The sequence below is a fragment of the Paenibacillus sp. 2KB_20 genome (assembly GCF_052115765.1).
Lineage (GTDB): Bacteria > Bacillota > Bacilli > Paenibacillales > Paenibacillaceae > Paenibacillus_AQ.
On record NZ_JBFRHH010000009.1, the window covers coordinates 45,345 to 65,716 of the forward strand.

The 20,372-nt window shown below is 42.6% G+C and carries 21 protein-coding genes; 12 read left to right on the forward strand and 9 right to left on the reverse strand.

The genetic code is table 11. From position 1 onward, the window contains the following. Positions 1-40: 40 nt before the first annotated feature. From AB4124_RS23620 to AB4124_RS23630, 3 genes are all read right to left on the reverse strand, one after another. Positions 41-580, reverse strand: a complete 540-nt coding sequence (locus AB4124_RS23620) for a PadR family transcriptional regulator (RefSeq protein ID WP_379405004.1) — start codon at positions 578-580, stop codon at positions 41-43. Continuing rightward, positions 577-1,419 carry a sialate O-acetylesterase gene (locus AB4124_RS23625; RefSeq protein ID WP_340390690.1) on the reverse strand — a complete coding sequence of 281 codons (843 nt, stop codon included), beginning with the start codon at positions 1,417-1,419 and terminating at the stop codon, positions 577-579. Before AB4124_RS23625 ends, AB4124_RS23620 begins: the two co-directional genes overlap by 4 nt. A 75-nt stretch (positions 1,420-1,494) precedes the next feature. Then, on the reverse strand, positions 1,495-1,782 hold the full coding sequence (locus AB4124_RS23630) for a hypothetical protein (RefSeq protein WP_441974366.1): 288 nt from the start codon (positions 1,780-1,782) through the stop codon (positions 1,495-1,497). A gap of 140 nt (positions 1,783-1,922) precedes the next feature. Here AB4124_RS23630 and AB4124_RS23635 point away from each other — a divergent pair, with 140 nt between their 5' ends. The 6 genes from AB4124_RS23635 (at position 1,923) to AB4124_RS23660 (ending at position 9,500) form a co-directional block, all read left to right on the forward strand. Further along, the gene (locus tag AB4124_RS23635) at positions 1,923-2,369 is read left to right on the forward strand and encodes a helix-hairpin-helix domain-containing protein (RefSeq protein WP_441974367.1); all 447 of its coding nucleotides are present in this window, start codon (positions 1,923-1,925) and stop codon (positions 2,367-2,369) included. A gap of 660 nt (positions 2,370-3,029) precedes the next feature. Next, a complete protein-coding gene (locus tag AB4124_RS23640; protein WP_441974368.1) occupies positions 3,030-4,562 on the forward strand; it encodes a PucR family transcriptional regulator in 1,533 nt (510 codons plus the stop codon). A 130-nt stretch (positions 4,563-4,692) separates the two neighbouring features. After that, positions 4,693-5,958, forward strand: coding sequence for a cytosine permease (locus tag AB4124_RS23645; RefSeq protein WP_441974369.1), 1,266 nt, complete (start codon positions 4,693-4,695; stop codon positions 5,956-5,958). After that, complete coding sequence (locus AB4124_RS23650; protein ID WP_379405015.1) at positions 5,959-7,062, forward strand: DUF917 domain-containing protein; 1,104 nt, start codon at positions 5,959-5,961, stop codon at positions 7,060-7,062. Next, entirely contained in the window at positions 7,055-8,605 is a 1,551-nt protein-coding gene (locus tag AB4124_RS23655; protein WP_441974370.1) for a hydantoinase/oxoprolinase family protein, read from the forward strand. The genes AB4124_RS23650 and AB4124_RS23655 overlap by 8 nt, the downstream gene beginning before the upstream one ends. Before the next feature lie 370 nt (positions 8,606-8,975). Further along, positions 8,976-9,500 carry a phosphotransferase-like protein gene (locus tag AB4124_RS23660; RefSeq protein WP_441974481.1) on the forward strand — a complete coding sequence of 175 codons (525 nt, stop codon included), beginning with the start codon at positions 8,976-8,978 and terminating at the stop codon, positions 9,498-9,500. Between the two features lie 839 nt (positions 9,501-10,339). Here the strand turns inward: AB4124_RS23660 and AB4124_RS23665 are convergent. Continuing rightward, positions 10,340-10,591 (reverse strand): helix-turn-helix domain-containing protein, encoded by a 252-nt coding sequence (locus tag AB4124_RS23665; RefSeq protein WP_098743596.1) that lies wholly within the window; start codon positions 10,589-10,591, stop codon positions 10,340-10,342. A gap of 162 nt (positions 10,592-10,753) precedes the next feature. Between AB4124_RS23665 and AB4124_RS23670 the strand changes: the two genes are divergently transcribed. The 6 genes from AB4124_RS23670 (at position 10,754) to AB4124_RS23695 (ending at position 15,475) form a co-directional block, all read left to right on the forward strand. Next, positions 10,754-10,939 (forward strand): Spo0E family sporulation regulatory protein-aspartic acid phosphatase, encoded by a 186-nt coding sequence (locus AB4124_RS23670; protein WP_098743599.1) that lies wholly within the window; start codon positions 10,754-10,756, stop codon positions 10,937-10,939. Positions 10,940-10,972: 33 nt separating this feature from the next. Continuing rightward, positions 10,973-11,302, forward strand: a complete 330-nt coding sequence (locus AB4124_RS23675; protein WP_441974371.1) for a hypothetical protein — start codon at positions 10,973-10,975, stop codon at positions 11,300-11,302. Positions 11,303-12,287: 985 nt separating this feature from the next. Beyond that, positions 12,288-12,722, forward strand: a complete 435-nt coding sequence (locus tag AB4124_RS23680) for a GNAT family N-acetyltransferase (RefSeq protein ID WP_430186760.1) — start codon at positions 12,288-12,290, stop codon at positions 12,720-12,722. A 96-nt stretch (positions 12,723-12,818) separates the two neighbouring features. Beyond that, positions 12,819-13,568: a class I SAM-dependent methyltransferase gene (locus AB4124_RS23685; protein ID WP_441974372.1), complete on the forward strand. Its 750-nt coding sequence runs from the start codon at positions 12,819-12,821 to the stop codon at positions 13,566-13,568. Between the two features lie 127 nt (positions 13,569-13,695). Beyond that, positions 13,696-14,448, forward strand: coding sequence for a hypothetical protein (locus AB4124_RS23690; protein WP_441974373.1), 753 nt, complete (start codon positions 13,696-13,698; stop codon positions 14,446-14,448). A 145-nt stretch (positions 14,449-14,593) separates the two neighbouring features. Then, positions 14,594-15,475 carry a GNAT family N-acetyltransferase gene (locus tag AB4124_RS23695; protein WP_441974374.1) on the forward strand — a complete coding sequence of 294 codons (882 nt, stop codon included), beginning with the start codon at positions 14,594-14,596 and terminating at the stop codon, positions 15,473-15,475. 237 nt (positions 15,476-15,712) lie between these two features. Here AB4124_RS23695 and AB4124_RS23700 read toward each other — a convergent pair whose 3' ends face one another. From AB4124_RS23700 to AB4124_RS23720, 5 genes are read right to left on the reverse strand one after another with little or no spacing between them, the layout of a single operon-like run. Then, a complete protein-coding gene (locus AB4124_RS23700) occupies positions 15,713-16,291 on the reverse strand; it encodes a hypothetical protein (protein ID WP_441974375.1) in 579 nt (192 codons plus the stop codon). Next, positions 16,288-17,052, reverse strand: a complete 765-nt coding sequence (locus tag AB4124_RS23705) for an energy-coupling factor transporter transmembrane component T family protein (RefSeq protein WP_441974376.1) — start codon at positions 17,050-17,052, stop codon at positions 16,288-16,290. The genes AB4124_RS23700 and AB4124_RS23705 overlap by 4 nt, the downstream gene beginning before the upstream one ends. Before the next feature lies 1 nt (position 17,053). Continuing rightward, positions 17,054-17,911 (reverse strand): ATP-binding cassette domain-containing protein, encoded by an 858-nt coding sequence (locus AB4124_RS23710; protein WP_430107193.1) that lies wholly within the window; start codon positions 17,909-17,911, stop codon positions 17,054-17,056. Continuing rightward, complete coding sequence (locus tag AB4124_RS23715) at positions 17,911-18,717, reverse strand: ATP-binding cassette domain-containing protein (RefSeq protein ID WP_441974377.1); 807 nt, start codon at positions 18,715-18,717, stop codon at positions 17,911-17,913. The genes AB4124_RS23710 and AB4124_RS23715 overlap by 1 nt, the downstream gene beginning before the upstream one ends. Positions 18,718-18,746: 29 nt before the next feature. Continuing rightward, positions 18,747-20,174, reverse strand: coding sequence for a PQQ-dependent sugar dehydrogenase (locus tag AB4124_RS23720; RefSeq protein WP_441974378.1), 1,428 nt, complete (start codon positions 20,172-20,174; stop codon positions 18,747-18,749). Positions 20,175-20,372 lie beyond the last annotated feature (198 nt).

A 20,372-nucleotide genomic window follows, 5' to 3' on the forward strand; every position in this document is an offset into this window, starting at 1 on the left:
CGTTGCATAATAAAAAGAAAGTGATTAGCTTTCTTTTTTATTATGCAACAGGTCCCTCTATCTCTGCTTTCAATTGTTCAAACCACTCTAAGTTAACCAGGTGATGGGAACGGGAATTTTCGTTCATTCGGCGGTAGTAATTAATTGTGCCGGGAAGTTCTTGTGTGCTGGACAGGTATTCATCAAGGAAAGCGATTCGGGTTTTAGTCTGGTCGATTTGCGATTGGATCAGTTCCAACAATTTGTTTTTGTCGTATTCATCGGCAAAGAGTAGCGCCCCATAAAATTGCAGGTTCACATATTCCGATTTGGTGCCGTATTTGACCATTAATTTTTCGAATTCAGCCATTCCCGATTCGGTGATTTTAAAGTTCCGAATTTCGCGCCCACTGGCTGAAGGATCCTGCTGAATCTGTTCAATCCAACCTTTTTCTTCAAGTTGCTGCAGATTGTAATAAAACGAGCCTTTCGTGAAGTTTACAATGTATTTGTAATGGCGTTTTTCCATTAAGGCCAATAGTTCGTAGCCGTGAGCGCCGGGGTTTTGGATGAGCAAGCCAAGGATGAGTAAGGGGATCAAGGCTGCATCACCTTCACCATCTGCGCCTCGAATTCCGCGTACGTGATTTTACCCGAAGCCAAATCCATGCTATGAAGATAAATCTGTTCTGTTTTCGAATAGTCGCGCTCCACTTTTAGCGATTGCTCCTCCCCCGGGATGGGTTCCAGGACATGACACTTTTTCAAAAAAGCATGGAAATAGCGGTAGCCGAATTTGCGTTGCGAAACCGCGTCTAAATGAATGCCATCAGGATTCGCGGTCAAACCTGCTGCTGTTACAAAATAACAATTTTTCTGTTTATTGGCGAAGTGCTGTAATTGCTCATTGACCTGTTGATATTCTGTCGCATGCTGTCCGAAACCGGTCTTCCCAAGGAAATCACCAAGTCCGCCAATGATCAACGGCGCCTCATCAAGATTCAATTCGTTTCTTAGAGTCTCGATGATAAGGGTTAATTTCTCGTAATAAGTTTCATGCAGCGAACGATGACTGTCGCTCTCACCCTGGTGCCAAAGGATTCCGCAGATTTGACTGGACCGCAGGGCGAAGCGGGCTTCGGACAAAGCATGCTGAAAAAGGACGCCTTCCGGATGCCAGTCATCCAAGGAACTGCCACCTTCCGCACAAGGAATCAAACCAATTTCTTCATCGGGATTGGCTTTCGACCAGGTATCGGCAAAAGACGCCGCTAGGCCTACACCGGAAACCGGACGGTCGTAATTAATCGGCTCAGTCATCATCTGCCACTGTCCATTGCGCAGCATTTTTATTTTTTCATTATAGATAGGATCAACATCATGCAAAAATCCACGGCCCGCCATATTCGACTGACCCAACATTAAAAATGACTGTATCATTTAGTCTTCACTCCATTACATCATTATTATGGTCTAATTAGACTAAAAATAGTATATAGTCTGATTAGACTATAGTCAATAAAGCAACAAAAGAAATAGTTGATTTAGATCATTGGAATCATCCAACGAAGAAAGTGTTCGAAGATCTGAATAAATGGGAAGTATCTTTTCATGATAATTGGGGGAATCTGGGCGCTGAGTTGTAGATTTTTCAAGTTGCTCAAGCAAAGGAAGAAGAGCTGAAATATCATCCGGAGAATGAGAGAATGAAAAAGGCTTTTTAACTAGACTACCGTAAGATGAGAAAGCAGCGGCAACACTCTTCCCTTTCGGAATATCGATACTTAGAACAGGTTGATTCATATAACCTCCTTAGAACACTATGACCCAAAGCAGATGCTCTCGACAGGTTGGCACGGTGATACGGGCTCGAAGCCCAACCAGCTAAATCGGGGTATGAACATTGCAAGGGCTAAAACACTTTATACGCCAGGGGTGAGAGAATGAAAAAGAACAAGATTCCAAAGCTTGATTTGACTATCTCTGAGAGAAAAGAGCTGAGGAGAAATAAAATACTCATAAGCGAAATTCATAATATAACACCTAACGAATTGTGTTCTATTCTGAAAGTTCCAGAATATAGAGCGAAGGAAATTAAGGCATTATCGGAATTTCAAAGTGTACCTTCGATCGGACCAAAATTTGCAAAGGATTTATTAATGTTAGGTTATTATTCTTTGGATGAATTAAGAGATAAAAATGGTGCTAGATTATTTGAGGATTTAGAAGAACTATATGGGGAAAGGATTGACCCTTGTGTTGAGGATCAATTTAGATTAATTATACATTACGCTATTAAAAATAGCAGTGAAAAGCAATGGTGGGATTTTACCGAGGAAAGAAAACATTACAGGGCTAAACATGGATATCCTAAAGATAGAGCAGAATGATTTTTTTATAAATGTTAAGATAAGTCGCAGAGGGCATAAGACATCGCATAACAATTTATTCACGCTTTGGGGCTTACGCCCTTTGGTCCTCCCGAGTTCGGAGAAATTGGATCAGGCGGACACATCCGCAATGACTAACCGCATCGCGGCCAACGGTGCTAAGACTCCCTGTGAAAAAACTAAAGAAAGGAAAGCACTTCGCTGTATTCCAGATGGAATCAAGGAGAAGCAAGGTTAAACTTTAGTTCATTTTATATAGTTGGTTATATAAATTCGAGTAAGAAGATATATGGAGACTTAGTTTAATGAAGGTTATGATTCAGACGCTACGCGACCCGGCCTAAGATAAATGCTATCTAAGACCGGGACGCATCGTGAATGCGGGTGCGTTATAAGAAATCCTTAACAGGGGATGAATATTTGTACGAGTCGATTTTTGACTCAGCATCTTAATGGGCCAGGCCGAGTATGCAAAAAATTTCATAGTTGGCAAAGGAACATACTTGGTTGCTTATCATAATGAGGGTTATACTAATGTTAATGAAGCCTATCTTAGGCTGCATCGTTATGCGACCAGCTTGAATCGAACAAAAAAGTGGTGGTTGAATTGGGGTAACCGTTAAAGATTTACTGCAGCTGCCTTCATTTAGAGGAGCTCAGGTGGTCACTGGAACAAGCAGGCTTCATCAGACCGTTTCCTCTTTATCTGTTTTAGAGGTGGCGGATGTCAATTTCTTCTCGCAAATTATTCAAACCGTTCAAGAAGAGTGGTATGCCGAAGAGCTGGTCATTAGCTCTTTTTATTCCATTAAGGACAGCGTGGAACAGCAATGCAAAACGGTTCAATATTTGCATGACCTTGGTGAAGTGGGATTGATTTTGTACTATGTTGGCATTATCATGCCAGATATAGCCGATGAAGTGCTCGAGCTGGCCGAATCTCTGAATTTTATTATCATTTGCATGCCGAGAAACGATTACTCGCTTAGGTATAATGAAGTCATTTATGAAGTCATGGAGGCAATCGTAAGCAATCAGAATGTGAATGAGCATTTCGTGAATGAATCACTGGAAAAGGTCTCGCTGCTGCCGGAACATTTGCGAAGCGTGGAAATTACCCTTAAACTGCTGTCGGACCGGATGAAAGCGAACATCGTTCTGACAAACAGCAACCTGGATATCATCAATCGTGTCATGTGGCCGCGCAATTCATCGCTCGATGTTGCGAATCTAATCCGGTCCATGGCGCCTTCCATTTTGAACGGCAGAATGGGAGAAGGAGAAGAGCTGGATTCGTCCTGCTTTGTTGATTACAAACGTGTTCATCAAAAAAACGGGGAGGTCCTTTACCTGTTTCTCATTAAAGAGAATACGAAGCTGCCTCCGAAGACGATGGATCAAATCAGCGAGGTGGTGCAGGTGGCCATCAATTTGTGGGGAGATAAGCATAACGAGGTCAGCGAATACGCTTTGGTTAAAGCCATCGTGAATGATGAAAGCGAAAAAATGCGCAGATTGGCCAGTTTGCTCTATATTGACGTTTCCGCCATCCAGATGATGTGGCTCGTTTACATTCGGGATTTGTCGGAGGAAAGAAGGATAAGGGAAGACTTAAAAGCGCATCTCTCGCAATATTATAAAACCGCGGTCATTCAAACGATCGATCACTGCGTTGTCGTTTTGCTAGGGAATTGTTCGTATAAATACAATGAGTTTGAAATCGCAGCGGAATATATCGAAACCACGAGTCTCATGGCTGACATATCAAGCATCGTATATTCTCCTAGAATGCGGAACACACAGGACGTACGCCGAATGTACCAGCTCGTAAACGGAGTCTCAAAAGAGGTTCACCGCATCTATCATAACCGCAAACTATACACCACGGCTGAAGTCCGTTCCATGAAACGGGCCATAGACCTCAGCAAACAAGGGGAAGAGATCACTGAAGAATGCTTGTCCGTCATGGAGCCAATTATGGACGACGCAGACGCTTTGAAAACCCTGATGACTTTTCTTCTGGATGCGAAGGGGAATATGGATGACTGCAGCAAGCTGTTGTTCGTCCACAAAAATACGGTGAAATATCGCATTAAAAAAATTTGCGAGCTCATAGGATATGATGTGACCATCAATTCGGAATCGTACGATGTTTATACCGCTTGCATGGTCTACCGTCTCATCCATAACTAAAAAGTTCCGATGTTTTGTCCAATAAGACAAAAACATCGGATTTTTTTTTGTTTTCTGAAAAAGACGCTGACCTACTTCATCTTTTACAATAAGAAAACAATATTCGAACGAACAGGATTGGGGGGATCATATGAAAGCCGTTAAAGAGCATCAATCCTGGTTCAGTCTCGGGATCATCTGGGCTGGCGCGGTAATCAGCATCCCGAGTTTGTTGGTAGGGAATGCGCTTATTGCAGGCATGGGACTATCGAAGGCATTGCTTGTCACGTTAGCAGGTTATTCCATTATTGTGCTGCTCATGATTTTGCAGGGTATTCAAAGCACGGATTTAGGAAGGCCGACGGTTCAGGTTGCAGGTCAGGTGTTTGGCAAAAAAGGGTCTCGGGCGATTCTTTCGATCATCCTCGCCATTGCGTGCCTTGGATGGTTCGGAATTCAGGCGAATGTGTGCGGTGCGGCCTTGGCCAATTTGTTAGCCGTAGGTGGAATGAATGTCCCGGTTCCGCTGGCTTCTCTTATCTGCGGTCTTGTGATGGTGGTCTCGGCGATCTATGGCGTTAAAGTGCTGCGCGTCATCAGCTATATTGCCGTTCCTTTATTGGTGGGAATCAGCATATATGGTCTTATCGAAGCTTTGACCGGTGACTCACTGCAGATCATTCAGAATTATAAGCCTGAGGGAGCTATGACCTTTACGGATGGGCTGGCGATAACGCTGGGTTCATTTGCCCTGGGTGCAGTCATCGCAGGAGATTATTCGCAATTTTCAAAAAAACGGTCCGATGTCCTGAAAGCCGCTCTATTCGGGATTGTTCCGGCAGGCTTGCTGATGATCGGTGCAGGAGCTGTCCTGACGATTGCTTACCAAACCAGCGATATTACAGCAACCTTTTTGAGCATCACGACTCCGTTTGTTGGCGGCGTGGTTCTGATCCTGGCTACGTGGAAGACGAACCTCGTTAACGCTATTTCAGGCGGATTTGCCTTGATTAACGTGTTCAACGTATCGAAGGAAAAAGAGAAATGGGCCGTCGGCATCGCGGGAACCATTGGGACCGTATTGGCCGTCGTCGGTATACTGAACTATTTTACTCCGATCATGTCCATCCTGTCGGCCATGATTCCGCCGGTTGCAGGCGTGATGATCGCATCTTACTGGGCGCTTGGCAAAGGGGATAAGAGCCGCTGGCATGAGGTCGAAGGCGTGAATACACTTGGCGTCGTTTCCTGGCTATTGGGCGCGGTTATTGCTAGTACCCCTGTTGTGTTATCCTTGTTCCCAAGCTTGCCGCAGGTACCGAATCAGCCGTTGATCGGGATTGTTATTTCTTTTGTCGTGTATTATGCAGGCTATCGTTTATCGGCTCAGAAGGCAGTTACATTGGAGGGGAAATGAATGAGATATTTAGATAAAGCAGCTGTTGAAAACATCGCCGTCGGCGCAGCATTTCTGGGAACCGGCGGAGGGGGAGACCCTTACATCGGAAAATTGATGGCTCTCTCGGCCATTGAGAAGTTTGGACCTGTAAAACTGTGCTCAGTCGATGAGATTAAGGATGAGGACTTTTTCATTCCGGCCGCGATGATGGGGGCGCCTTCCGTATTAGTGGAGAAATTCCCTAAAGGGGACGAGTTTGTTAAGGTGTTCCAAAAATTAGCGAATTACTTGGGAAAAGATCAGATCGCCGGCACGTTTCCGATGGAAGCAGGAGGCGTCAATTCCATGATTCCCATCGTCGTTGCGGCGCAGCTGGGCTTGCCTCTGATCGACTGTGACGGTATGGGGCGGGCGTTCCCGGAGCTTCAAATGGTGACGTTTAACCTGGACGGCATTCCGGCGACACCGATGGCGATTTCGGATGAAAAAGGGAACATCGGCATCTTTGAGACCATTGATAATAAATGGACGGAACGGCTCGCCAGAGTGGCCACGGTTGAAATGGGCGCAAGTGCTCTGGTAAGCCTGTACCCGGCAACGGGTGCTCAAATAAAGCAAAGCGGCGTTCATCATATTGTGACCCTCTCCGAACAGATTGGAGAAATCATTACATCGAAGAATCGGGACGCGGGCGATAAGCTTCAAGAACTGCTGAACCTTGTGTCCGGCTATGAACTTTTCCAAGGTAAAATCGTGGATGTCATCCGGGAAACCAAGGGCGGATTTAATCTTGGACGAATGCATCTCGAAGGAATCGAGGCGTTTAAAGGCGGAGAGATGAAAGTTCATTTTCAAAATGAAAACCTGGTTGCCGAAAAGAACGGTCAAGTCGCTGCAATCACCCCGGATTTAATCTGTCTGGTCGATTACGAAACCTTGTTGCCAGTGACCACGGAGAGCCTGAAATATGGGAAGCGCGTACGGGTGGTCGGACTGCCTGCACATGAAAAGTGGAGAACGGAAAAAGGGATCCAGACGGCAGGACCAAGATACTTCGGGTATGATTACGATTATGTTCCTATTGAGGATTTGGTGAAAAAGGCGGTGGTTGAGAATGTATAGAATCGGGATCGATGTAGGCGGCACCAATACGGATGCCATCATTTTGGATGAGAATTATCATTTGATTCATGCGGTGAAATCACCAACAAGCCTGGATATTAAAGCGGGTATTGAAACCTCGCTCCGGAATTTACTGCAGGAATCGAAAATTGATAAAACCCAAATAACGCATGCTATGTTAGGTACAACACAGTGCACGAATGCCATTGTTGAGCGCAAAAAGCTGGCCCAAGTCGGCGTCATTCGTCTGGGTTACCCGGCAACGGCTTCCGTTGCTCCGTACACGTCTTGGCCTGAGGATATGGTTCAGAAGCTGTCGGGTAAATATGCTCTCGTTCATGGCGGATATGAATATGACGGCCAAGTGCTTGGAGAAGTCGATGAAGCTGAAATTACAGCTCTATTAGAGAAATGGCGGAGCAGTGTCGAGTCCATCGCAGTCATCGGGGTGTTTTCATCCATTAAAAATGATCAGGAGCTCCAGGTTCGCGATCTCATCCATCAAGTGTATGGAGCGGGATTCCCTGTTTCCTGCTCATCCCTGATCGGTTCTGTCGGTTTAATCGAACGGGAAAATGCGACCATACTCAATGCAGCCTTGTGTAAGGTTATTGAAACGACGACCCAAGGATTTGTGCAGGCGTTAGAAGAAGAAGGCATCACAGACGCAGCGGTGTTTTTATGCCAGAATGACGGTACCTTAATGTCGATAGATTTCGCTAAACAATTTCCGATCCTAACCATTGCATGCGGGCCAACGAACAGCATACGCGGTGCCTCTTATTTGGCGAAGATCAAAGATACGATGGTTCTCGACGTGGGCGGGACGACATCGGACATCGGGGTTTTGCAGGACGGCTTCCCGAGAGAATCCTCGGTTGCGGTCGAGGTTGGCGATATTCGCACTAATTTCCGCATGCCGGATATTATCTCCGTTGGGCTGGGCGGCGGAAGCATTGTTCGCTCGGAGAACGGCAAAATTACGGTTGGCCCCGACAGCGTAGGATACAAGATTGGACAGGAAGCGCTGGTCTTTGGCGGGCATACGCTGACTACAACAGACATTGCCGTTCGGCTGGGTCTCGCGGATGTCGGGGATAAGAGCTTGGTAGCGCATCTGGATGAAGACTTCGCTAAAAATGTGCAAGCTGAAATTGCATCCATCGTTGAGCAGGCCATTGATAAAATGAAGACATCTTCAGGCGATGTTGAGCTTGTGTTGGTAGGTGGAGGCAGTGTCGTGATCCCTGATACCATTCGCGGGGTATCCCATATGATCAAGCCTGAGAACGGGGGCGTGGCTAACGCCATTGGGGCGTGTATTGCCCAAATCAGCGGACAATATGAGCAAATTTACATCTATTCTACAGAGCCACGTGAGGAATCATTAAAAGATGCTCGCGAAAAAGCCGTGAAACAGGCGGTACTGGCTGGCGCTGATCCGGCGACGGTTGAGTTGGTGGAAGTGGAAGAAACTCCTCTGGCTTATCATCCGGGAAATGCGACAAGACTGAGAGTAAAAGTCGTAGGGAATATGAAGTAAATAAGAGGCTTCACACGAGTTCAAGCTTGTGTGGGGCTTTTTTTATTATCGGTGAGGTGCAATGGGATGAGCGGAAAAGAGATTTCACTTTTAATTGAACAATATTAACTTGGAAGCCAATATAGTTATGATAAATGTGTTTTAAAGTTAATCGTAAGAACCCTAAATGAGGTTCAATGTATTTTGACTTATGGGTCGATAAAATGATTGAAATCGCAGACAAATACTATTAAGGTAGATTTATCAATATATCATAGGGGACAAGTAAGATGGTACTATTATCCTTTATATAGAGCACTGGCATTTTTATGAGGAGATATCAACATAGACTTAGTTTATTAATTTAACCCATCTAAGGGAGATGAGAAACATAGATAAAGGGAAAATTATCTTTTTGAATGGAGTGACAAGCTCCGGTAAAACTTCCATAGTAGATGCCATTCAATCATATTCTGAACCGTTTTTTTATGTCGTTGCTAATGATCTTTTTGAACAAATGATAGGCGATAAGCATCTCCAAGAAGATTATTGGGAGCATTTAAGTGAAGTAATAATTATGATGTATCAAATAGCCAGAATATTTTCAGATAGCGGAAAGAATATTTTAATTGATGGGATACTTGTTGATAGACCTGAATTAAAGCCACATTATGAAAAAGTCAAAGATATTTTCAAGGGGTATCCTTTGGAAGTAGTTGAGGTGTACTGTCCTTTAGATATATGTCGGAAACGCAATATAGGGCGTGGTGACAGAACAGAAGATCAATCAGATTGGCAGAGTAAAATAATGGCGGAAAACATTAACTATAGTTGCTCTGTCAATACCAGTTTGAATACGCCAGAAGAATGTGCTGAAATTATTATTAAAACATTTTTTAAGAACATCGTAAAATGAGTAGCTGTTGTGCTGTCCTGCGGTTTTAATGTGATGTTCAAGCCTTTTAAAGCCTTGGCAACAGGATCCTAGCAGTTGGCGCAACGCTCCATTTTTTCTGCCGAACGGCTGACGCTTCACCGAGTTCAGGGAGGTCCGTGTCCGCACGAAGTGCGTCTTTCTCGTTTCAGCGGCTTCAAAGGTTCGGAACAGAATATGTACTTTTTTTAAAAAATAATGGTTACAGTAGGTATTCGCTTCGCTCTTGTTCCAAACTAAAAATAATGTTCCTGTGAGCATATTATTTTTGAACGAGAAACTCCAGCACATGGGTAAATACTGTTCAAGAACTTCTTTCTTTACCAAAGACAGATTTCCTTGTGTTACATTTTAAAGAGGGCGTCCCTCAGCCATCTACATGGCTGAAGGACGCCCTCCTTTAAGTTCTAAATATTCTGATAATAAAAACTTTCATTATCAATTTTAATCGCTTACATTCATGACTAACTCCCTCTGTTTGCGCAGAAGGTCATTTAATGGTTACTTGTATACAAAATGAGCGGGAGAAGAACTTGGAATATTTTGTAGAAGACTCTTGTCTTAATTCCACTCTAATCAATTATTCGTGAATCAGCTCAATCTATTGGAAGGTCGTCTGCTTGTAAGGAGGGAGTAATTATCGTACTGCCTCTTTTTGGCTTTTGTAACTGCTCCGACAGTCATAGAAGAAGTAACCAGTAAATTACCAGGATCCGGTCGTTGACGAATAGATATATTATTAATTTTATGGTGCTTATAGATATGAGGGAAATGCTAGATCGTGTACGGAATGATGGTACTGTAGTGCAACCTTACTTTCTTTACTCAGTTTCTTCCCCAAGTAAATACCCCACAGAGATTTCCAAAGCTTTGGCGATCATCACGACTTCATAGTCTTGAACGAGACGATCTTGACCCTCCAGACGTGAGAGACTGGTCTGACTGATATCTAGCCCTAATGTTTGCAATCTGGCAAGGAATTCTCTTTGCTTGATCCCTCTACTTTTCCGGATAGCTATCACTCGGGAACCGATAATATTTTTGTTCCCAGGTGGTTCTTGTCTATGCTTCATCAGTAACACCCCTCATTTCATCCAAATTGTAAGAGAAATTACGGTTGTTTTAATGCGAATATCGAATTAAAATAAAATAAACCGATAATCGCATTAAAAAGACTGCTCCTTCTAGCATTAACAAGAGAAGATGAATTTTAGACACATCGGAGGTGTGGATGGATGAGCCGGTTGCACAACTTATTGGAGGAGGAACGGCGAAAGCTGAATAAGCTTGGAGAAGAGTCAGTGAAGCAGTCGATTCCGTTATCCGATAACCCTGAGGTTCTGGCACAGAGCCGAAGGGTCGATGAACTGGTAGCCCGATATGAAGACATGAAAGCGAGACGTAATCGGGTTGCACGATGAGTACTGTAAATGAGAGGTAGGGGAGGCAAAACAATGGAATTTCCACCGTGGTTTCAACAAGCGATTCAAAGCAGACTGGATGAAGTGTCTGCACGAATCGAACATGATCCTGAATTAAGTCAGGTATGTGGGGAAGCAGACGAGACGTTTGAAGCGTTGTTTGCAGGCAAGGACGTGAAGCGGATGCCTGAATATGCAGAGTGGGAGAATCATCATATCATAAGCAAAGGGATACAGAATGAGCTGCTGTACATGCAAGGGCTACGGGATGGCATTCAACTCACTGTATCCTTGCTGAGTCATTCGATGAGATCAGATGGAGAAAGCGAAAAGCCGAATGTCCATAAAGCGAAACAACCTTGAATTGAACTAAAATAAGCCGAAGCCTCAGTATTACACGCTTCGGCTTATTTTATGTTCTTCCTTATACTGTCCCTTACTTCATTCCTTATCTCTACTCACCGACTTGAGCCACTCATACACTACTTGAGTGATCTGGTCACCGCCATTGGATTTTTCCAATGGGTAACAAATTGATATGATGTATTATATTACGTAGCAGCCTTACCAATGTGTACGAAATAGGTTTGAAATAAGCTTTGAAATAAAAGAAGAAATAAACAAGACAAAATGGAATAAAGAATAGGGTGCTTTACTCAAAAGGTCCATCGTATAACATCGTATCTACGCTTCGGGGAACAAGAGAAGTGAATTCAACTCACAACCTTGTGAGGCTAAGTCCGTCGAACCCAGTCGCTGGCTCTCCTTTAAGCCTCTCGGGTTCGCGCGTTATACGCAATTGCCTAAAGCAAAGCATTATAAAAAAGAAAGGAAGATATACTTATGTGGGTTCCTTATGAAACAATAAGAAAACATCCTCTAGATTTTTCTTGTACAGAATTGTTTTTATACACCTGAAGAAGGTGGTATACGAAATCTTCCTACTCAAGGATATAGAAGTGACTTTGCTATAGAATCGGATTTTATGAAAAATTCAACAGATTTAAGAGTGATACACCCAGAATTTGAGGATGAATACGGTAATCTTATTATGGATGAAACAAACAAGTAAACTCAAGTGGAACAGCAAGGATGTGGGTTCTATTTCTAGAGCTCGACATAGAAGAACATTAGAAGTAGGGTTGAAGGGATATTTTATGCAAGGACCTAAAAGAGTAGCAGAAGCTGAAGTAGTTCAAATAATTGGCTTACTAACAAATTCTTATTTAGAAGATCATTGAAATTAGGAAGCTTGCTCAAAGAAGAGTCAACTAAGAACGTTACCTGAAATCGTCGGGATAAAAATAGTTCGAATCCTTTGTAATTAAATATATTGGGCGGTGTGAATATGGAAGTTATAATACGTGAAATTGAAGTAAATGATTATCCTGAGGTAGTAACATTATGGATTAATGTGTTAGGAAACCGCAAGGTTAATCTTGATAATTTTTCCGTTACGCTAGAGAGAATGAATAAAGATGGGAACTATAAAACATTTGTAGCATTATTTGAAAATAAAGTGGTTGGTTTTATTACAACGGTACAGGCGTTATCATTTGGAGATGAAATTGGTTACTTACACATCCAGGGTCTTGCTGTGCAAATAGAACTCCAGAATAAAGGAATAGGAACAAAACTGCTTAAATATGTGGAGGATTATTCCAAAAGGAAAGGGATTTCAACCATAATCTTATGTAGTGGATTCAAACGCACAGATGCCCATGCCTTTTATGAACATAATGGTTATGATAAAGATTCATACTGCTTTGACAAAGGTCTTTGACTTTGTAGAAGAGAATTTGTTTAACAGGCTTTTCAGAGAGGCAATTCGAGGAGCAGATTGTGAAGTAAGATCATTATATTACGTGGAGGCAATCATATGAACAAAACTTTTAGCAATATACATAACACAAATAAGATTTATTGGGACGAGAACGGTAATGATTTTTTAGAAGCAATTGTACTGCCTTATTACGGTTGTAATACTTTAACGGAAAATGAATTAAACTTATTTGGTGATGTAGCAGGCAAAAAACTTTTAGATATTGGGTGCGGCAACGGTGAATCTCTTAAATATCATGGCAATAACAATGCCACTGAGCTATGGGGATTAGATATTTCTAAAAACCAAATTGAGAAAGCAGCGAAGCGCCTTTCAGAAAGTGGCTATGCAGCTAAGCTGATTTGTGGGGCAATGGAAGAGGAACACGGACTACCAACCGATTATTTTGATTATGTTTATTCAATTTATGCAATTGGCTGGACAACGGATATACAGGGTACATTTAATAGGGTTGCCTCATATTTAAAAAAGGATGGCGTATTTATATTCAGTTGGTCGCATCCTATCCATATATGCGTGGCATTCGAAGAGGGAAAAGCCTTTTTTAAAAATAGCTATTTTGATGAAACATGGTCTGAGCGAGATCTTGACGGGAAAAATGTTTTACTTTGCTCCCGTAAAATATCAACTTACGTAAACGCCTTGGCGAAGGCAGGTTTTGTAATTGAGCAGTTGATTGAGCAGACAAACGACGAAACTTTGCAACTAACAGGCGAAATTAGCGATTGGAACAAAAAATCGCAAATGGTTCCGTTAACAGCCATTTTTAAAGCAAGGAAGCTGTAGTCGGGTGATATCATACACTGATGTTCCTTGATTGCTAGAAGGATATCGAAGCAGCGGATTCACTATTGCTTAAGATTAGAATTATGTGGGGTAAAGTTTTCTTATGTTTGATGCAGGAGGTTCTGATATGAAAAAGACAATATTGATTTTTATGATATCTTCGCTATTGGCACTCACAGGATGCAAACAAACCCATGATATAAAAGACAAAGCATTAAGCAAAGAAACTCAATCAGTTCCAGCTGAAACCAGTAAGGCATCCCACGAGAAAAAGACAAAAGGTATACTAAACCAACTTGCGAATCAAGACTTTTCTATTCAAGGTGAACATCTTAGTAATGCAGATGACGAAACGATTATAGAGTTTGGGAAGGCATTTGTAAACTTATTTAACGGTGCAGTTGCAGAGCAAGAAAAAATCCTTTTTGAAAAATATATTTCGAACAAGGACCTACGAAAATTCGCAGATAAAATGTTGGAGATAACGCAAAAACAGGATTTACAAAGTGGGAATTCTATTAATTACGGTTTGAAAAATGAGTTTGAACAAGCCAAATTACAACATACAGAAGATAACCTTTGTTATCTTGAATTGGCATTTCAATTTGAAGGTTCAGGAATGGGAAGTAAAATGCTGATTACCGCCGAAAACAAGTCTTTAAAGATTGTGGATTTCTACTTTGGAAGTAAGGACGGCGTAGATACGTTTGCCACAGGTCATCCTGCGGAAAGAGAGATGAGCAACCCTAATTTATGGTTGGACGAGGAATGGCTGAAGAAGGTTTTTGATAAATTGGAGGATCTTGAGGCAGTTTTGACTCTTGATGTCACTACGTCGTCGCTGATGTTCTTGTCGACAAAAGGCTGGGGCGTTTCGTGAATGGCCACCGGAGTAGATTACTTCAGTTATAATTGAACTTTATTTTCTATCTATTGGAAATCAGCGGTATAATTTATGTATGGCCTTTGAAATGCATTCGTATTTTATTGTGTCGTAAAATTTTTTTGTTTTATGGGGGATTGAAATGAAAATTGATTTTAGAAACTTCGATAATTCTTATTATGATAAAGTTTGTGAGTTTTTGATTGAATTATCAAAGGATGACCGTAAACATATAAATTGGAATTGGGCAAGGTGGGAATGGATGTTTTTTCATCCTGACTTTAATAGTGACTTAATGGATAAGATTGGCTTGTGGTATTGTAATGACGAGATAGTAGGTATAACAACTTATGACCATTATTTCGGCGAAGCATTTTTTGCAGCTAAACAAGGGTATAGAGAATTGGAAAAAGATATACTGGAATATGCCATTGCTACTTTTAGTAATGAAAAAGGCCTTGGGATTGCGGTGAATGATGCGGATACTCACACTCTAGACTTATTACGCAGCAAGAAATTTGTGAAGAATGATCAGACTGAAAATGTACTTGAACTTGAACTAGAGAATGTTAGTCTTGATTACATAACTCCTGAAGGCATAACAATGAAAAATCTCAACGTAAAACATGATTTATATAAGCATCAGAAATTACTATGGAAGGCATTTGACCATGAAGGACATGTGCCCGTTGATGAAATTACTATTCATAAGCAACAAAAAATGTTGTCAGCAGCGAATATGAATCCATTTTTACATATTGTTGCAGAAAATGAAGATGGGGAATATGTTGCATACTGCGGCTTATGGTATAGTCAGAAAACGGATTATGCTTATGTTGAACCAGTATGTACGATTCCAGAGTACCGACATAAAGGACTTGGTAAAGCGGTGGTTTTAGAAGCATTAAAAAGAAGCTGTTCCTTAGGTGCTAAGAAAGCATATGTTATTTCTGATAATCCCTTTTATAAGTCTATAGGCTTTCATCAGCATTCACATTATACTTTCTATTGGCATAACATCTGATGATTTAATTATGGATTTATGGTTAATTCATCCTTTTATATTTAGTATAGCTTAAATAGATTTGTGTCACCCGACCATATTATATGGTGATATGTAAATACACTTGAGGAAGCATCCGAATGATTTGCTTGCTTTGCATGAACGGATCAAACAAGCAGAAGCCCATATTGATAAGAACCTGTATTTACTAATGAATTCGGCTATTTCACCTTTTATGATTCGATTGCCCAGTCTTATTCAAGTAATCCCTTTACTTATTTTTTTAATGAAATACCTGCTTATTTCTACCCAAAGCCAGCTGTAGAAAAGCGAGAACACATAAACGATGGTGATCGTACTCAGGCTGAATGTAGATGAAACTGCCGGGCCCAGTACAGGAAATCGAAAAACGTATAGCAACAAAAGGATTCCCGCCCACAAAGACAACGACCCGGTAATCACGACCGGCAAACGTATTTTCAAATATATCAGCGAACCGCCAACCCCAAGCCCCAATAAGCCTGTCGTGAAAGGAAAAACGATCAGTTCGCTTGGTTGGATAAAAAAGAGAAGCAACATCGTGAGCAAATAGGCGGTCAGACCGGAACCGACGGAAAGGATCGTACTTAACACAATGGGAGCTGTGGCGAGAGGACTAATCAAGTAGCCTATCCCTGGCAATAACCCTCCCATGGATTGAAAAATGGCGGATAGCGCGGCAAGAAAAGCGACCGTAATCATTTTTCTTGTGGCAAATTGGGCCGCTCCAAAACGGGTGTTAATCTCTGAAACTTCTGGACATACGGGCTTTAACCAGTAATTATTCATGGGATTCATCGTTCAAAAACTTCTCCTTTCAACAGCACATGGATCAGAAGCAGAGCCAGCGCAGAAATGATCGTCAACCAATCGCGCCAACTAAACTGTAAACGGCGTGCCCGGATTTTATTTCCCGGTAAGTAACAGCGAGCGTCCATCGCGAGAGCCAGTTGGTTTGCACGGCGAAGCACGGCAACGAACAGCGCGACGAGAAGCTGAAGAAGAGATTGTAATGTGGTTCGAAGGCCTTCGCCTTTATAACGCGCGTGTTTCACTTTTTGGGATTTCAACATGGAGTCGACTTCATCAATAAAGAGAGGAATAAACCGGAAGGCCACCGAGATCATAAATACGAAATTCTGAACCGGAAATCGAATGCGAGTAAGCGGGCGTAGGATGGACGCTAGTCCGTCAGCCAGCTTGGTCAGGGGAGTCGTTGCACTGAGCGCTATAGCCGTTGTGATAAAAAAAATGAGTTTGCAAGGCAGAAGAATTGCATGTTTAAGATCGCCTAACAGGATGTGGAAACAAAACAGCGTGAGCAGAAGGGGGAGCAAACCCTGCAGACCGTTCCATAAATAAGTTAGGGGCAATCGGGCGGCGAGAACCAACAACAACCCAACGATTGCATAGAAAACCACGCTGACTAGATCATTTGAAATGGTAACCAAAGATAAATATGTCGCTGTAAAGATAAGTTTTGAACGAGGATCCAAGTCCTGCAAAAAAGAGCGCGTGTTCATAGACGGCCCGAAAGACAGCAACTTCAACCATTGCACGTCACAGTTCCTCCCTAGAGAGATTTGTGATGAATGACATCAATTGCTCTTCTTTATATACACTTTCGAGCAGATTTTGGACGAACTGTTTTTCGAGTGAATCTATAAAACGGAGCAGGGGCGTTTTCACAAAACCGATTCGCTCCAGCCGCCGCCAGTGATCCCGAATTTTAGAAGGGTGAAAATCCACGTACAATTGACCATGGTCTAACACGAGAATCCGATCAGCGTATTCGAGGGCTTCTTCAAGCCGATGAGTAATGTAGAGAACCGTCATTTTTTTCTCATCATGAATTTGCTTGATATACGACAACACTCTGCTCCGTTCCCAGCTATCCAGACCCGCTGTCGGTTCGTCCAGAATGAGAATTTTCGGTTCCGTAACCAATACTCCTGCTAGTGCGATCCGCCGCAATTCACCGCTGCTGATTTGAAATGGTGACCGGTCTTTGAACTGTGAAAAGCACAACCCTACGGCTTCCATCGTTTGTTTCACTTGCTCGGCAACCCATTCCCGCCTCGGACCTATTCGATGTAGTCCGGCTCCGATATGGTTGAAAACCGTATCCTCCATGACTTGGTGCTCGGGGAATTGGAACAAGAATCCGATTGCTTTCCAAAGGCGGAGGCGGTCGGACTTTTTATTGACTCGGTAAGGTCCGATCCGTACTACCCCTGATTGAGGGAGGATCAGGCCTCCAATCAACTGTCCCAATGTGGTTTTTCCGCTCCCGGTTGGCCCCATAATCGCCACGAACTGCCCTGCAGGAACGTGCAGCGAGATTCGATCAATGGCTTTTTTATGAAAAGGGGTTCTGGCCGCAAGCATGCAATTGACGTTCTCCAAAACAATATCCATCACTCATCCCCGAACTCAAATTCATTCGTAGTAGGTAAACTCAGCCCTGTTTGCTTGGCAAGATCACGCATTCGAACAGAAAACGGAGGGAGAAGGCCAGAGTCCGTAAAAACGCATGAATTTGCCGCCGCTTCTTCGGGCGTTCCATCGAACTGGATCTTACCTTTTTGCATCACGACAAGACGATCGGCAGTGAAAATCTCTTCGACCTCATGGGTCACCTGGATAATCGTAAATCCGTCACGATGCAGTTCAGACATGATCTGATGAATTTGTCGGGCGCTTTCGGTATCGAGCATGGAAGTGGACTCGTCAACAATGATCACTTTGGGCTCCATGACCAGAACTCCGGCAATCGCGAGCTTTTGTTTTTCCCCGCCGGATAGAAAATACGGAGGACGATCTTTCAGTTCATAGAGCCCAAGCAACTGCAAGACGGATCGGCACCGGGATTCTGCTTGTTTCGGGGAAACGCCGATATTATACAAGCCAAAAGCCGTATCCTCCTGAACGGTCATGCCAACAATCTGATTCTCCGCGTTGGGAAACACCATACCTACATTTTGGCGAATATTCCATAAGTTCCGATGGTCACATGTTGTCTTTCCGTAAACGGCGACTTCTCCCGATGTAGGTTGGAGCAGACCGTTAATCAATCGAACTAACGTTGTTTTTCCGGAACCGTTACCACCCACGATCGTAAGCCATTCTCCTTCATCAAGGGTTAGATTGATTTCCCGAAGTATCCAATCCTGGCGCGAATCGTACCGGAACCATACGTTTTTGAACGATATAACGTTGTCCATCTTTCCCTCCGGTTTTGGTTCGTTATGAATCATGGAACAATTTCAAAAACGGTACCTAGGTTAGCATCAGCCACTTTCATCGAGCCATAAACCCCTAAATAGAGTCTGGTTTGATTCAGATTCGTTCCCAAACTAACATAATATGCGGATTGAGACCCAAACGGATAATCGGTTTCAATAACATGAAAATCATTTAGCTTACAATCCGTTCTTACCCTCGTATATGCTAAGGCTCCTCTAACGGGAAGTTGAGATTCATTCCCTCGAGCTAGATCGGTAAACACAACGTTTCCTGATAAAGAGGGGATTTCATTTCCCATATAAGGCTGTACACCTGTAAGTGCAGTTGCTCTAAACTTATCGGTTCGGGAATCTTCATGAAAATAACTTGTCAGAGGCTGAAGACGCCGTACGGAAGTTTTTACGGCTTCATCGTAATAAGCAATTGTTTTCTCGTTCAAAGCTGGATTTGCAGAGCAGCCGGTTATGATCGAGGTCGGAAAAGCACCTTCCCAACCGCGCCAGCCGAAGTTAATAAATCCTTCTTGGTCAGGTTCCGTTTTCATTAAAGAAGCTTGAATAAGCTGAGTAACCGGTATCGGTTTATAATGAACGAACGAAAAAATCGATTCTACAAGATCCTGTCCGACATTTCCTACGTATTTGATAAACTGATTATAAAACCTTTGAAATGAAATGCCGGGTATATTGCGAACGCCTTTGGCTATTACCGTAAGCGTTTCCTGAATGGGTACGGGCAGTTCATTAAAGCGTGTAACTACGGGCGGATTATCGATAAATGTATTCTTAACGACATCAATTTCGATGATTTTACCTGCGATTTCCATATCGTCTTGGCTTAAATTAAACGGATCATAGCCTGATCCGCCATCACCGGTTGTCAAAACAAGCCTTCCTGTTTCAGGGGAAAAGTTTAAGCTATTGACACCGTTATGGTTTAAAAACGGCCTTCTGAGGTTAAGTAATGTCCGCCTTTTTTGAGGTTGGCCATTCGATTGCAGAATCCATTCTTCGACTGTATCGATATGATCGTATTGATGTTCTCTATTTTCCCACTTCAGGTTTAAGGTGCTAGCATCGCACGGGTTCGGCTTAAAAGATTCAGGAGGAGCACCTGGAAGAGCCCCTGGACCTTGGGTTCCAGCTACTGAATAGTGGAGATAAAACAGACGATTATAATAAAATTGAGGATGAAATGCTAGTCCTAGCAAACCCCGTTCGTCATATCCGCCGCTAGAACCACCTAGTTTCAGGATTCGTAGGCGAATATCTAAGAAAGTCTCTATAACTCCGTTTCCTATGTAAAAGATCTCTCCTACTTGGGTTGCAATAAATAATCTTTCGATGGAGTCGCCCGGAAGAATCGTTGTTTTCAATACAGTGGGTAAATTTAGCTTGCTAACAATGGGCCGTAAACTAACTTTAACTTTCGTCAATTCACTTAACCCTCCTTTTATGGCTTTCTTGTTTAAGCTTATGATTAGAAAGGTTTATTATTCCGGGAGAGCGGATAGCGAAAAGGAGTAACAGGTCGAATATGAATAAAATAAAACTTTACAATGAATATCTATAACATCGTTTATAAAATGAGATATACTGAAGTAAGAATATGTAAGTTAGCCGCGTGTGAACAC

Excerpts from the sequence above, each read along its gene's own strand:
- AB4124_RS23625 (WP_340390690.1), bottom strand. The coding sequence starts at position 1,419 with ATGATACAGTCATTTTTAATGTTGGGTCAGTCGAATATGGCGGGCCGT.
- AB4124_RS23630 (WP_441974366.1), bottom strand. The coding sequence starts at position 1,782 with ATGAATCAACCTGTTCTAAGTATCGATATTCCGAAAGGGAAGAGTGTT.
- AB4124_RS23635 (WP_441974367.1), top strand. The coding sequence starts at position 1,923 with ATGAAAAAGAACAAGATTCCAAAGCTTGATTTGACTATCTCTGAGAGA.
- AB4124_RS23645 (WP_441974369.1), top strand. The coding sequence starts at position 4,693 with ATGAAAGCCGTTAAAGAGCATCAATCCTGGTTCAGTCTCGGGATCATC.
- AB4124_RS23650 (WP_379405015.1), top strand. The coding sequence starts at position 5,959 with ATGAGATATTTAGATAAAGCAGCTGTTGAAAACATCGCCGTCGGCGCA.
- AB4124_RS23655 (WP_441974370.1), top strand. The coding sequence starts at position 7,055 with ATGTATAGAATCGGGATCGATGTAGGCGGCACCAATACGGATGCCATC.
- AB4124_RS23665 (WP_098743596.1), bottom strand. The coding sequence starts at position 10,591 with ATGAAGCATAGACAAGAACCACCTGGGAACAAAAATATTATCGGTTCC.
- AB4124_RS23670 (WP_098743599.1), top strand. The coding sequence starts at position 10,754 with ATGAGCCGGTTGCACAACTTATTGGAGGAGGAACGGCGAAAGCTGAAT.
- AB4124_RS23675 (WP_441974371.1), top strand. The coding sequence starts at position 10,973 with ATGGAATTTCCACCGTGGTTTCAACAAGCGATTCAAAGCAGACTGGAT.
- AB4124_RS23680 (WP_430186760.1), top strand. The coding sequence starts at position 12,288 with ATGGAAGTTATAATACGTGAAATTGAAGTAAATGATTATCCTGAGGTA.
- AB4124_RS23685 (WP_441974372.1), top strand. The coding sequence starts at position 12,819 with ATGAACAAAACTTTTAGCAATATACATAACACAAATAAGATTTATTGG.
- AB4124_RS23690 (WP_441974373.1), top strand. The coding sequence starts at position 13,696 with ATGAAAAAGACAATATTGATTTTTATGATATCTTCGCTATTGGCACTC.
- AB4124_RS23695 (WP_441974374.1), top strand. The coding sequence starts at position 14,594 with ATGAAAATTGATTTTAGAAACTTCGATAATTCTTATTATGATAAAGTT.
- AB4124_RS23700 (WP_441974375.1), bottom strand. The coding sequence starts at position 16,291 with ATGAATCCCATGAATAATTACTGGTTAAAGCCCGTATGTCCAGAAGTT.
- AB4124_RS23710 (WP_430107193.1), bottom strand. The coding sequence starts at position 17,911 with ATGGATATTGTTTTGGAGAACGTCAATTGCATGCTTGCGGCCAGAACC.
- AB4124_RS23715 (WP_441974377.1), bottom strand. The coding sequence starts at position 18,717 with ATGGACAACGTTATATCGTTCAAAAACGTATGGTTCCGGTACGATTCG.